The sequence below is a fragment of the Pseudomonas sp. 05N433 genome (assembly GCF_056396925.1).
The window spans coordinates 77,850-90,100 of record NZ_JBFTML010000016.1; the positions used below are offsets into that span (position 1 = coordinate 77,850).

A 12,251-nucleotide genomic window follows, 5' to 3' on the forward strand; every position below is an offset into this window, starting at 1 on the left:
GCGATGGATTGCTTAAGGCGGTCTCTGCGCAAGCGTTGAGCGCCTACACCCGGGTGCGCGAAACGTCTAAGCTGCGCGCTCCCACCTGTTGACGGATGCTTGCGTGAAATTCAGTTTGCCCAAAGTCGGCACCGCGCCGTTTTGCCCACCGGAAGTGGCCGGCACGGTTGCCGTTGACCCTGGTGCTTCGTTCTACAAGCGCGTTCTGCGTTTTGCCGGCCCCGGTTTGCTGGTGTCCATCGGCTACATGGACCCGGGCAACTGGGCCACGGCCATCGAGGCCGGTTCGCGGTTTGGCTATAGCCTGTTGTTCGTGGTGTTGCTGGCGAGCATGGCGGGGATGGTGGTGCAGTGTTTGTGCTCGCGTCTGGGTATCGCCACCGGGCGCGACCTGGCGCAGTTATGCCGGGAGCGCTACAGCACGCGGACCGCACGGACCCAGTGGCTGCTGGCGGAAATTTCGATCATCGCCACCGACCTCGCCGAAGTGCTCGGCTGCGCCCTGGCGTTCCACTTGCTGTTGGGCTGTTCGCTGACGTTTGGCATCGCGCTCACCGCGTTCGACACGTTGCTGGTATTGGCCCTGCAAAACCGGGGTTTCCGCCGGTTGGAGGCGATCATGCTGGTGCTGGTGGGCACTATTGGCGCGTGTTTCTTCGTCGAACTGCTGCTGATCAAACCCTATTGGCCGGATGTCGCTCGCGGTTTCACACCGTCACTTTCGGTGATCGGCGATGCGGCGCCGTTGTACCTGGCCATCGGCATTCTCGGGGCCACGGTGATGCCGCATAACTTGTTCCTGCATACCTCGATCGTGCAGACGCGGATGATCGGCAAAGACCTGGCCAGCAAGCAGGACGCGGTCAAACTGGCGCGCATCGACACCATCGGCTCCCTGGCCCTGGCACTGCTGGTCAACGCGGCGATCCTGATTCTTGCTTCGGCGGCCTTCCACAAGACCGGGCACACCGACGTGGTGGACATCCAGGATGCCTATCACTTGCTCGATCCATTGGTGGGCGGGGCGTTGGCCAGCGTGTTGTTTGGTGTGGCGTTGCTGGCGTCGGGGCAGAGCTCGACCTTCACCGGCACCATCGCGGGCCAGGTGATCATGGAGGGCTACCTGAACCTGCGCTTGCCCTGCTGGCAACGGCGCTTGATCACTCGCGGGCTGGCGCTGATCCCGGCGTTTATCGGCGTGTGGCTGATGGGCGACGGGGCAATCGGCAAACTGCTGGTGTTGAGTCAGGTGGTACTCAGCCTGCAACTGCCATTCGCGTTGTACCCATTGATTCGCATGACCAACGATCAGACGCTCATGGGGCCGTTTGTGAATCGGCTGCCAACTCGGGTGTTGGCGTGGGGATTGTTTACGGTAATCAGTGCGGCCAACAGCTGGTTGATTTTGCAGTTTGTGGGCTGAGTCATTCTTTTGATCTTCACCCCCGCTCAAACGCCTCAACCAGATAATCGATAAACACCCGGGTCTTGGCCGGCATCAACGTGCGGCTCGGGTAATACAGCGAGATCGATCCCGCGTCGGCATGCCAGTCCGGCAACAAGCGCAGCAGTTCGCCGTGCTGGATATGGGCGATGACATCGGGCGACACCAGCAGCGTCACACCAAGGCCGAGCAGGGCCGCTTCACGCATGGCGGCAGGGTCATTGAGCACGATGTTTTCACTCAGCTCGGCGCTGGCTTCATTGCCCACGCTATCCCGCATCACCCATTGGCGCACCCGCCCGGTGCGAATGCCGCGCATCACAATGCCGTTGTACTGAGCCAGGTCCGCCGGGCTGCTGGGCAGGGTGCGTCCGGCCATGTACGCCGGTGAGGCCACCGCCACCACATCCGCCGCTGCCAACGTCCGCGAGACGACCCCGGGTGTCAGCTCGAAACCGCCGCCGATGGCGGCGTCATACCCTTCGGCGATCAGATCGACCTGGCGGTTTTCAAAGTGCCATTCCAAGCGAATCAGCGGGTAGCGCGCCAGAAATTCCGGTAACAGCGGCAACACGTGGTCAATGCCGAACGTCGGCGCCAAGCTGACCTTGAGCACCCCCGCCGGCTCCCCGCGATCACTGGACACCGCACTGATCGCCGTCTGCAGCGCCTGCAGATTGCCGCCGATGCTGGCCAGAAAGCGTTCGCCGGCTTCGGTCAGTGACAGCTTGCGGGTCGAGCGCTGGAACAGCCGCACACCGATATTGCGTTCAAGCATCGCCACGTTGCGGCTGACGGCGGCGGGCGTCAGTGCGAGCAACCGTGCGGCGGCGGAGAAGCTGCCGGTTTCAGCGCTGCGCACGAAAGATTCGAGGTTGGCGAGTGTTTCCATCTCAGACACCTGATATTAATACTTGAAGATCATTCAACTCATTACCGTCTAATAAAGTAGTAATGGCAAGCGCAGTATTCACTCCACCAACCCACTACGGAGTGAACACCATGAGCACTATCGGAATCATCGGCGCCGGCGCCATCGGCACAGCCTTCGCCAAAGCATTGTCCCGTCAGGGCATTGAAGTCGTCATCGCCAACAGCCGCGGCCCGGAAACCCTGGCCTCACTGGTGGAAGAACTCGGGCCGACGGCGCGGGCCGGCACCCGTGAAGAAGCGGCCGCGCAGCCGATCGTTCTGGTCGCGGTGAACTGGTCGAAATTGCCAACGGCACTGGCCGGATTGCCGGATTTCGGCGGGCGGATTGTCATCGACGCGAACAATTCGATCGAGGCGCCATCGTTCAAAGCGGTGGATTTGCAGGGCCGTCCGTCCAGTGAAGTGTTTGCCGAATGGGTACCTGGCGCGCGGGTGGTCAAGGCCTTCAATCACCTTCAAGCGCATCTGCTTGAGAGTGATCCGGCGGCGGAGGGTGGGCGGCGAGTGTTGTTTCTTTCTGGTGACGATGCCGAGGCCAAGGCTCAAGTGGCAGCGCTGATCGAGCGATTGGGCTTCTTTGGAATCGATCTGGGCGAACTGAGTGTCGGGGCGCGGCTGGTGCAGTTCCCGGGCGGTCCGTTGCCGGTCTTGAACCTGGTGAAATTTGCCTGAGGGCCAGAGGTTTCCAGCCGTTGTGGTGAGGGGACTTGCCCGCGAAAGCGGTGTGTCAGGCGACATCAATGTTGACTGTGCCGCCGTCGTCGCGGGCAAGCCACGCTCCCACAGGTAACAGAGTGCTCTCGGGAGAATGCGGTCACCYGTGGGAGCGAGCCTGCTCGCGATGAACGACAACGCGGTCTCGGGCTAGCGCTCGATCGCCAATGCCACGCCCTGACCACCACCAATGCACAGGGTGGCCAGGCCTTTTTTGGCGTCACGCTTGATCATCTCGTGCAGCAAGGTCACCAGCACCCGGCAACCCGACGCTCCAATCGGATGACCCAGGGCAATCGCGCCGCCGTTGACGTTGACCTTGCTCAGGTCCCATTCCAGGTCCTTGGCCACCGCCAGGGATTGCGCGGCGAAGGCTTCGTTGGCCTCGATCAGCTCCAGTTGATCGATGGACCAGCCGGCCTTGTCCAGGCAACGACGGGTGGCGCTGACCGGGCCGATGCCCATGATCGCCGGGTCGACGCCCGCGTTGGCGTACGCGGCGATTTTCGCCAGCACCGGCAGGCCGAGGGCCTTGGCTTTTGCGGCGCTCATCAGGATCACCGCGGCGGCGCCGTCGTTCAGCGACGAGGCGTTGCCGGCGGTCACCGAGCCGTCCTTCTTGAAGGCCGGTTTCAGCTTGCCCAGGGACTCGGCGGTGGTGCCGGCACGCGGCTGTTCATCGGTGGCGTAGGCCAGCGGATCGCCCTTGCGCTGGGGGATCAGGATCGGGGTGATTTCATCGACGAAACGCCCGGCTTCGATGGCGGCCACGGCTTTTTGTTGCGAGGCGGCAGCGAAGGCGTCCTGGGCTTCACGGCTGATGCCGTACTTGTCCACCAGGTTCTCGGCGGTGATGCCCATGTGGTAATCGTTGAACGCATCCCACAAACCGTCGCTGATCATCGTGTCGACGATCTGGCTGTGGCCCATGCGCAGACCGGTGCGGGCGCCCGGCAGCACGTAATTGGCCAGGCTCATGTTTTCCTGGCCACCGGCGATGATCACCTCGGCATCGCCGCAGCGAATCGCCTGCGCTGCCAGGTGCAGCGCTTTGAGGCCCGAGCCGCAGACCTTGTTCAGGGTCATGGCCGGTACGGCGTGGGGCAGGCCGGCCTTGATCGCAGCCTGACGCGCAGGGTTTTGCCCGGCGCCGGCGGTCAATACCTGGCCCATGATCACTTCATCGACCTGCGCCGGGTCCAGATCGGTTTGCGCCAGCAACTGGCGGATCACCGCAGCACCGAGGTCCACCGCAGACACATTGGCCAACGCGCCCTGGAAACTGCCGATGGCAGTGCGAGTGGCAGCAACAATCACAACGTCTTGCATGGACGGATTCCTCACTGGGCAGCGAACTGCATTTCCGGGACGTGGTCAGGCACGATCAGTTTGCCGGCGGTCTTGGCGACGATTTCCTCAACGCTCACGCCTGGTGCGCGTTCCTTGAGAATGAACGCACCGTTGTGGATTTCCAAGTAGGCCAGGTCAGTCAGCACGCGTTTGATGCAACCGGCGCCGGTCAGCGGCAGGCTGCAGCGGGGCAGCAGTTTCGACTCACCGTCCTTGGAGGCGTGGGTCATGGTGACGATGATGTTGTCCGCACCGGCCACCAGGTCCATCGCACCGCCCATGCCCTTGACCAGTTTGCCGGGGATCATCCAGGAGGCGATGTTGCCTTCGACGTCCACTTCGAACGCACCGAGCACGGTCAGGTCGATGTGGCCACCGCGGATCATCGCGAACGATTCGGCGGAGGAGAAAATCGACGCGCCGATACGCGCGGTCACGGTTTGCTTGCCGGCGTTGATCATGTCGGCGTCGACTTCGGCGTCGGTCGGAAAGGCGCCCATGCCGAGCAGGCCGTTTTCCGATTGCAGCATGACTTCCATGCCTTCGGGGATGTAGTTGGCGACCAGGGTCGGAATGCCGATGCCGAGGTTCACGTAGTAGCCGTCCTGCATTTCGCGGGCGACGCGCTGAGCCATTTGTTCGCGGGAAAGTGCCATTGTTGTTATTCCTTCATTCGGTCCGGGGGCAGGGGATCACTTACGCACGGTGCGCTGTTCGATGCGCTTTTCGAACGTGCCGCAAATGACCCGGTCGACGTAGATGCCAGGGGTGTGGATCTGCGACGGGTCCAGCTCGCCGGGTTCGACGATTTCTTCGACTTCGACCACGGTGATCTTGCCTGCGGTGGCGGCCAGCGGGTTGAAGTTCTGGGCGGTGTGGCGATAGACCACGTTACCGAAATGGTCGGCTTTCCAGCCTTTGACGATGGCGAAGTCACCGGTGATGGATTCTTCCATCAGGTACTGGCGGCCCTTGAATTCGCGCACTTCCTTGCCTTCAGCGACTGGAGTGCCGACGCCGGTGGCGGTGAAGAACGCCGGGATGCCGGCACCGCCTGCGCGCATTTTCTCGGCGAGGGTGCCTTGGGGGGTCAGGACGACTTCTATTTCGCCTTTAAGCAGTTGGTCTTCGAACAGTTTGTTCTCGCCGACGTAGGAGGCCACCACTTTGCGGATCTGCCGGTCCACCAGCAGCACGCCGAGACCGAACCCATCGACGCCGCAGTTGTTGGAGACCACGGTGAGGTCACGGGTGCCCCGGTGCTGAATCTCGGCGATGAGGTTTTCCGGAATCCCGCACAGGCCGAAGCCGCCGGAGATCACGGTCATGCCGTCTTCAAGACCGGCCATCGCTTCCTCATAGGAATACACGCGCTTGTCGAACCCTGCCATATGCACCTCTTTTATTCTTTGTGGGCGGCTGGCTAGCCGGATGGGGAGGGAGTGTCTCGCCACAGGATTTATTTGTTAAGTTGATTTTTAAGGTTGATTGATAGATAAAACTCACCAATGAGTGCGCGCTACGTTGGAGACAGTGGCCATGACCGTTAAACAGATCCGCGCCTTCCTGGCCGTGGCCCAGAGTTTGAGCTTTGCCGTGGCTTGCGAACGGCTGCACCTGTCCCAGTCGGCGTTGAGCCTGACCATCAAGGCGCTGGAGGAGGGCCTGGGCGGGCGCCTGTTCACCCGCAATACCCGCAACGTCGCACTGACCGCCGAGGGTGAATCGCTGCTGCCACTGGCCCGTCGGCTGATCGCGGACTGGGACAATGCCGAGGATGAACTGCGCCAACGCTTCACCCTTCAGCGTGGCCGCGTGACGCTGGCGGCGATGCCGTCGTTTGCCGGCAACCTGCTGCCGCCGATCCTCAAGACCTTCCGCGCGCGTTATCCCAAGGTCAACGTCACGGTGAACGACGTGATCAACGAGCAGGTGCTGGAAATGGTCCGCGACCGTCAGGTGGAATTGGGCGTGGCGTTTGAGCCGACCCAGAGTTCGTCGCTGCAATTCACCCCGTTGTACATCGACCGGTTTGTGGCGGTGGTGCCGCTTGATTCACCGCTGGCGGACCTGGGCGATATCGATTGGCAGACCTTGCTCAAGGAACCGTTCATTACCTTGCAGCGACCGTCCACGGTGCGGGTGATGCTCGAAGAGCATTTGCAAGCGCGGGGCATGAAATTGCCGGTGGAGTTTGAAAGTCATCAGTTGGCAACGGTCGGGCGGATGGTGGCCAGCGGACTGGGCGTGAGCGCGGTGCCAGCGTTGTGCGCCGGGCAGATGCGCGAGCTGGGCGCGCGTTGCATCACCCTGCGCGACCCGGTGGTGGAACGGGCGATCGGGGTACTGACGACGGGGCAAGAACTGTCGGCGGCGGCGCAGGCGTTGTTCGATATTCTCAAGGCCGAAAACCTTGGCGAGCGTCTGAGCTGATCACGGTCACCTGTGGGGGCGGGCTTGTGTGGCGAGGGGGCTTGCCCCCGTTGGGGCGCGAAGCACCCCTAAAACCAATCACCGCGATCTTGAATTTAGAAAGCGGTGACTGGTTTTACGACTGCTTCGCAATCGAACGGGGCGATGCGGCGTTCCGACAAGCCCCCTCGCCACACAAGCCCGCTCCCACAGGGTCCGGTTTCATCCGTTGCATCCGGGCAGACCAACCTGCCCGGATGATGCGCCTGCCCTTATTTACGCGCCTCCAGAATCAGGTTGAACGGCGTTTCCGTGGCTCGCCGGAACTGGGTGAACCCCGCCTCGGTGAAGACCTTGCGCAACCGTGCCTCGCCCGCCTGGGCACCGAGCCCGAGGCCGACTTCCTGGGACAGCGAGTTGGGTGTGCAGATAAAGGTCGAGGCGGCGTAGAACAGCCGTCCCACCGGGTTGGCGTTCTCGTCTAGCGTGTCGTTGGCGAAGGGCTCAACCAACAGCACCGTGCCGTCGGGTTTGAGCGATTCATAGGCATGCCGTGCGGCGCCCACCGGGTCACCCATGTCGTGCAGGCAGTCGAAATAGCAGATCAGGTCATAGTCGTCGCCCGGATAGCTCTTGGCGTTGCCCTGGAAGAACCGCGCCCGACCGGACACGCCACCTTCTTCGGCGCGCTGGGTGGCGACGGTGATCGAGGGCGCGTGGTAATCGAAACCGACGAACCGCGACTCGGGGAAAGCCTGGGCCATGATCACGGTCGAGGCGCCGTGGMCGCAGCCGATGTCCGCCACTTTCGCGCCGGCTTCCAGTTTGGCGACCACCCCGTCGAGCGCCGGCAGCCACTCGCTGACCAGATGCGCCTTGTAGCCTGGGCGGAAGAACCGCTCGGTGCCGCTGAACATGCACGGATGGTGATCGCCCCAGGGCAGGGCGCCGTTGCCGCGCATGGCGTTGACCAGTTTGTCCTTGTCATGAAAAAACGACGCAACCACCGCCATACCGCCGGCCACATAGACCGGTGAGTCTTCGATCGCCAGCGCCAGGGCTTGCTCTTCAGGCAGGCGGAACTGGCCGTCGCTGTGTTCCATGTAACCGGAGGCCGCGTGGGCGCTGAGCCATTCACGCAGCAGGCGGGTGTTGCAGCCGGTCTTCGCGGCGAGTGTTTCGGGGGTGACGGGCTGACTGTCGGCCATGGCCCGGTACAGGCCGAGTTCTTCGCCGAGGATGACGTTGGCGAGCATCGCCGCGCCGCCCATGTCGCTCACCAGTTTGCCCATGAAATCATTGAGTCTGGCCTCGTCCATCTTGTGTGCTCCTTCAGCAGGATCACGGCCCGCAGGCATTGTTTGTCGAGGCATGCGCCTGTGGGCGGTGATCGTGGGAATGAACAGGACGATAACCGCGTCCTGGCTCCCCCCCGCGGGGGGTAATCAACAAGTCTAGTTCGTGTATCCCTCTGTATCTGGCTGCCTGTCCGATACAGTGCGCTGAGAAGAGGGGTGTTTGCGCACACAGACCCGACACACCGAGGCGCTTGACTGGGCCTGCCGGCCGGCACTGAGTGTTCAGGCGCTGGAGACCGGATCCCAGGATGAGATCGACACCATGCAAATTCCCCTCACATCTGCGCAGGCGACCGTCGGGCTAGGCTTGCGCCGCGGTTTGATGAAGGACCTTCAAGCAGCCTCGGCGGGCGCTTTCGACTTTCTGGAAGTCGCGCCGGAAAACTGGATCGGCATCGGCGGCGCGCATGGCGCGGCGTTTCGTGCCCTGGCCGAGCGTTATCCATTGTCCTGTCACGGCTTGTCCTTGTCGCTGGGCGGATCGGCGCCGCTGGACGTCGGGCTTCTGCGGGAGGTGCGGGTTTTCCTCGATCACTACAAGGTGCCGCTGTACAGCGAACACCTGAGCTACTGCAGCGATGACGGGCATCTTTACGATCTGCTGCCGTTGCCGTTTACCGAGGAAGCGGTGCATCACGTTGCCGCCCGAATTCGTCAGGCACAGGACATTCTCGGTCGGCGCCTGGCGGTGGAAAACGTCTCCTACTACGCCGCGCCGCAGCAGGACATGGACGAATTGACGTTCACCAACGCAGTGCTGCGCGAAGCCGATTGCGACCTGCTGCTGGACGTCAACAATGTCTACGTCAACTCGATCAATCACGGTTTCGATCCGCAGACGTTTCTGGCGGGCATCGACACGGGGCGAGTGGTCGCGATGCATGTGGCGGGGCATTTCGACGAATCCGACACCCTGAAAATCGACACCCACGGCGCCTCGGTCAAACCGGTGGTCTGGGCTTTGCTGGCCGAGGCGTATGCGCGGTTCGGCGTACAGCCGACGCTGCTTGAGCGGGACTTCAACTACCCGGCGTTCTCTGAATTGGTCAGCGAGTTGCAGACCATCCGCCGACTGCAGCAGGAGGCTAACCATGGATAAGCCGACGCTATATCAGCAGCAAGACACCTTGACTCGTTACCTGCGCGATCCCGACCACTGCGCACCGCCTGCCGGGATGGACGTGGCACGGGCGCAGGTTTATCGCGATCTGGTGTTCTCGAACCTGTCGTCGTTGCTCAGCGGCACCTTTCCGGTGTTGGTGAGAATACTGGGGGACAGTGACTGGCGTTCTCTGGTGCGGATCTTCCTGCGGGACTACCGCGCTCAAACGCCCAAATTCGGCGAGATTGCCCAGGAGTTCGTCGAGTTCCTCGCATCGATGCCTCAGGCGCTGAACGATGGGCCGTGGCCACCGTTCATGGTCGAGCTGGCGCATTACGAATGGGTCGAAATGGCCCTGCAACAATCCGACGCTGAGCCGTTGCCGGCCAGTGATGCTGGATTGCTGCTGGATCAACCGTTGCAGATTTCGCCACTGGCCTGGCCGTTGGCCTATGGCTGGCCGGTGCAAAAAGTGGGGCCGGATTATCGGCCGCAAGTGCCACCGACTCAGCCGACGTTGCTGTTGGTGCGTCGGGCTGAAGACTGGAGTGTGCGCTTCTCTGAACTGAGCCCGTTGGCGTGGCGGTTGTTGCAGCGGATCGGGGAATTTCCTCAGCTCGATGGTCGGTCGCAACTGGAAGGGCTGGCGGTGGAGGCGGGGATGGCGGGGGCGCAGGCCTTTATCGATAGTGGATTGGCGTTGTTGCGGCAGATGCATGGGGAGGGGGTAATCGGCATAGCGGCCTTTAGTCGCTGCTAATCAGCGAATCGCCCTACATCCATTTCTACCTTTCCTGACTTCATTTCTGATTGATCCCCCGCAAAGTCCCCGCGCCTAATTTTCTGCGCAAGGGATTGCTTATGTTCGACTCCTTTTCTCCCGTCACTGCCTACTTTCCGGTGCGTTGATGGAGCACATCGCCCGTATCGAGCAGGAGCTAGACCGTTTTCCGGACTCCCTGACGCTCTACCGCAAACAGCTTAAGCATTGGTTCAACCAAACGGCGGACATGGCCAGCCGTGCCGCTGATTTGCCGTCGCTGATGGACATGGAACGCAAAATCAAACTGGGCGATACCAGTAAGTCCGTCAGCAGCAGCGATGACGATTTTTTCTCCAGCGTTGCGCAGTGTCCCGACGGCGGAATTCTGCAGATCGAGAGCAAGTTTGAGTCGGTTTACGATGTTCCGTTGGGGAATATTCAGGTCGATGTCATTGCGGTGGATGGCGGTAAGTCGACGCCTGTGACGCTCAATGAACGTGGCAAGGGAGAGTTCACCGGTACACCCGGCAAGTTCTACCGCGTTCATGTTCACAACGAAGTCACCCCGGATCAGGTAAATGAGCTGTTTTCCTCGTACGACGGCCTGACGAAGGAACTCGACAGCTGGCTGCGTGATGAATGGCAGACGTTCAAACCGAGGTGGTCGGAATCGTCTTCGGTTGCTGTAGGCAATGGAATGCTCGCGGGAAGTTGGGCGGCAATTGAAGGCGTGTGGGACAGCATCGGCCTGCTGTCGGACATTCTCAAGGATCCGGCGAAGTTTGGAGAGCGGTTGGGCGAAAGCGCCGCAGAGCTGGAGAAGCTCGCCAAAGCCGCACCGGATGTCATGGAAAAAGCCCAGTTGCTAGTCAGTGACGAAGCAGCGCTGTGCCTGCTGGTGCGCTGCGCCAGCCTCTGGCTGGACATGCTGCCACCCAGCGAAATTGCCGGCAAAACCGCCGAAGCGGTGTCGATGGTGGTGGTGCAGCTGCTGATCGATATCCTGATTGGCCTCGTCCTGACGTTCGCCGGGGCGGGCGCCGGCATCGCCTATCTGACGATGCGTTTGGCTGATCGAGCTGCGCAGTTGATCAGTGCCGTTGTGCGTCTCGTGAAGGCGATTTTCACGATCATCAATAACTTCATCGGCTATGTCGACCGCTACAAAAAAGTCGCCGCCCGTGGCATTGCGGCGGGCCTGAAAAAAGGCCGGATGCAACTGCGCTGGGATGCCAAACGCAACACCACACTGAAAAAAAACGAACACCACGACGACTCCCCGGATCAGGCGAAAAACCCCAACGGCGACAGCGCCACCTGTGCACCGTCGACCTGCAAAAATGGCTGCCCAGTGTCGATGGTCACCGGCGAAGAACTGCTGACCCTCACCGACGGTGCGCTGGACGGCATCCTGCCGTTCGACTTCACCCGACTCTATCGCACCAGCGCCGCCGAGATCGACTGCGGCCTCGGCTTTGGCTGGAGCCATTCGCTCGCCCACCGTCAGGAACGCATCCAGCGCCTCGACAACGGWGCCGGTCGTGCCTTGCTGTTGCGCTACGACCGTGCCCACCTGATCGCTGTCGACTACCAAAGTTTTCGCCAGGCCCAGAYCCTYGCCGAGGCCTGGCACACCGAACAAACCTTGGTCAGTTACCACTACGACGAACGCGATCAACTGATCGAAGCGAGCAACGCCGCCGGGGAAAGCGAGCGTTACGACTACGACGACCAGCACGTAATTTTGCAGCGGCAACTGGCCGGTGGCGCGAGTTTCTTCTGGGAGTGGGAACGGTCTGGTAAGGCGGCCAGATGTATTCGCCACTGGGCGTCGTTTGCGCAGATGGACACGCGCTATGTCTGGGATGACCAGGGCMGCGTCACCGTCCGGAACATCGATGGCAGCGAAGAGGTTTACGTCCAYGACGACCGGGCGCGGCTGGTGCGCCGGGTTGGGCTGGATGGCGGCGAACAGCTCAAGGCCTAYGACGAGCAGGGTCGATTGATTGCCGAGCAGGATCCGCTCSGCGCTGTCACCGAATACCGTTACGACGACGTCGGACGCTTGGTGGCGCTGATTCCACCGCAAGACGAACCGACGGCCTACGAGTATCGCAACGGTTTCCTGCATGCGCGCTATCGCGGTCAGGCGGTGTGGAAATACCAGCGCAATGC

At 61.7% G+C, this 12,251-nt stretch carries 11 protein-coding genes; 6 read left to right on the forward strand and 5 right to left on the reverse strand.

What is annotated here, in order from left to right; translation table 11 throughout:
* Positions 1-103 precede the first annotated feature (103 nt).
* Complete coding sequence (locus AC1DIS_RS11385; RefSeq protein WP_086945471.1) at positions 104-1,423, forward strand: Nramp family divalent metal transporter; 1,320 nt, start codon at positions 104-106, stop codon at positions 1,421-1,423.
* Between the two features lie 16 nt (positions 1,424-1,439).
* On the opposite strand, the gene AC1DIS_RS11390 is transcribed toward AC1DIS_RS11385, so the two are convergent.
* A complete protein-coding gene (locus AC1DIS_RS11390; RefSeq protein ID WP_018928067.1) occupies positions 1,440-2,336 on the reverse strand; it encodes a LysR family transcriptional regulator in 897 nt (298 codons plus the stop codon).
* 110 nt (positions 2,337-2,446) lie between these two features.
* Between AC1DIS_RS11390 and AC1DIS_RS11395 the strand changes: the two genes are divergently transcribed.
* On the forward strand, positions 2,447-3,049 hold the full coding sequence (locus AC1DIS_RS11395) for an NADPH-dependent F420 reductase (RefSeq protein WP_018928066.1): 603 nt from the start codon (positions 2,447-2,449) through the stop codon (positions 3,047-3,049).
* 192 nt (positions 3,050-3,241) lie between these two features.
* On the opposite strand, the gene AC1DIS_RS11400 is transcribed toward AC1DIS_RS11395, so the two are convergent.
* Genes AC1DIS_RS11400 through AC1DIS_RS11410 form a run of 3 tightly spaced genes read right to left on the reverse strand, consistent with a single transcriptional unit; the run spans position 3,242 to position 5,832 of the window.
* Entirely contained in the window at positions 3,242-4,420 is a 1,179-nt protein-coding gene (locus tag AC1DIS_RS11400; RefSeq protein ID WP_477744446.1) for an acetyl-CoA C-acetyltransferase, read from the reverse strand.
* An 11-nt stretch (positions 4,421-4,431) separates the two neighbouring features.
* The gene (locus AC1DIS_RS11405; RefSeq protein ID WP_018928064.1) at positions 4,432-5,097 is read right to left on the reverse strand and encodes a CoA transferase subunit B; all 666 of its coding nucleotides are present in this window, start codon (positions 5,095-5,097) and stop codon (positions 4,432-4,434) included.
* A gap of 36 nt (positions 5,098-5,133) precedes the next feature.
* Complete coding sequence (locus AC1DIS_RS11410) at positions 5,134-5,832, reverse strand: CoA transferase subunit A (RefSeq protein WP_018928063.1); 699 nt, start codon at positions 5,830-5,832, stop codon at positions 5,134-5,136.
* A 148-nt stretch (positions 5,833-5,980) separates the two neighbouring features.
* Here AC1DIS_RS11410 and AC1DIS_RS11415 point away from each other — a divergent pair, with 148 nt between their 5' ends.
* Positions 5,981-6,874, forward strand: a complete 894-nt coding sequence (locus tag AC1DIS_RS11415; protein ID WP_019649313.1) for a LysR family transcriptional regulator — start codon at positions 5,981-5,983, stop codon at positions 6,872-6,874.
* 251 nt (positions 6,875-7,125) lie between these two features.
* Here AC1DIS_RS11415 and AC1DIS_RS11420 read toward each other — a convergent pair whose 3' ends face one another.
* Positions 7,126-8,172 (reverse strand): class I SAM-dependent methyltransferase, encoded by a 1,047-nt coding sequence (locus tag AC1DIS_RS11420; protein WP_477780885.1) that lies wholly within the window; start codon positions 8,170-8,172, stop codon positions 7,126-7,128.
* Positions 8,173-8,473: 301 nt separating this feature from the next.
* Here AC1DIS_RS11420 and AC1DIS_RS11425 point away from each other — a divergent pair, with 301 nt between their 5' ends.
* From AC1DIS_RS11425 to AC1DIS_RS11435, 3 genes are all read left to right on the forward strand, one after another.
* Positions 8,474-9,310, forward strand: a complete 837-nt coding sequence (locus AC1DIS_RS11425) for an HvfB family MNIO-type RiPP peptide maturase (RefSeq protein WP_477744448.1) — start codon at positions 8,474-8,476, stop codon at positions 9,308-9,310.
* Positions 9,303-10,073 carry an HvfC family RiPP maturation protein gene (locus AC1DIS_RS11430; RefSeq protein ID WP_477744449.1) on the forward strand — a complete coding sequence of 257 codons (771 nt, stop codon included), beginning with the start codon at positions 9,303-9,305 and terminating at the stop codon, positions 10,071-10,073. Before AC1DIS_RS11425 ends, AC1DIS_RS11430 begins: the two co-directional genes overlap by 8 nt.
* Before the next feature lie 148 nt (positions 10,074-10,221).
* Positions 10,222-12,251, forward strand: a 2,030-nt coding sequence (locus tag AC1DIS_RS11435) for a DUF6531 domain-containing protein (RefSeq protein ID WP_477780886.1), incomplete at its 3' end; no start/stop codon positions are given.

Excerpts from the sequence above, each read along its gene's own strand:
- AC1DIS_RS11430 (WP_477744449.1), top strand. The coding sequence starts at position 9,303 with ATGGATAAGCCGACGCTATATCAGCAGCAAGACACCTTGACTCGTTAC.
- AC1DIS_RS11410 (WP_018928063.1), bottom strand. The coding sequence starts at position 5,832 with ATGGCAGGGTTCGACAAGCGCGTGTATTCCTATGAGGAAGCGATGGCC.
- AC1DIS_RS11390 (WP_018928067.1), bottom strand. The coding sequence starts at position 2,336 with ATGGAAACACTCGCCAACCTCGAATCTTTCGTGCGCAGCGCTGAAACC.
- AC1DIS_RS11415 (WP_019649313.1), top strand. The coding sequence starts at position 5,981 with ATGACCGTTAAACAGATCCGCGCCTTCCTGGCCGTGGCCCAGAGTTTG.
- AC1DIS_RS11395 (WP_018928066.1), top strand. The coding sequence starts at position 2,447 with ATGAGCACTATCGGAATCATCGGCGCCGGCGCCATCGGCACAGCCTTC.
- AC1DIS_RS11425 (WP_477744448.1), top strand. The coding sequence starts at position 8,474 with ATGCAAATTCCCCTCACATCTGCGCAGGCGACCGTCGGGCTAGGCTTG.
- AC1DIS_RS11400 (WP_477744446.1), bottom strand. The coding sequence starts at position 4,420 with ATGCAAGACGTTGTGATTGTTGCTGCCACTCGCACTGCCATCGGCAGT.
- AC1DIS_RS11405 (WP_018928064.1), bottom strand. The coding sequence starts at position 5,097 with ATGGCACTTTCCCGCGAACAAATGGCTCAGCGCGTCGCCCGCGAAATG.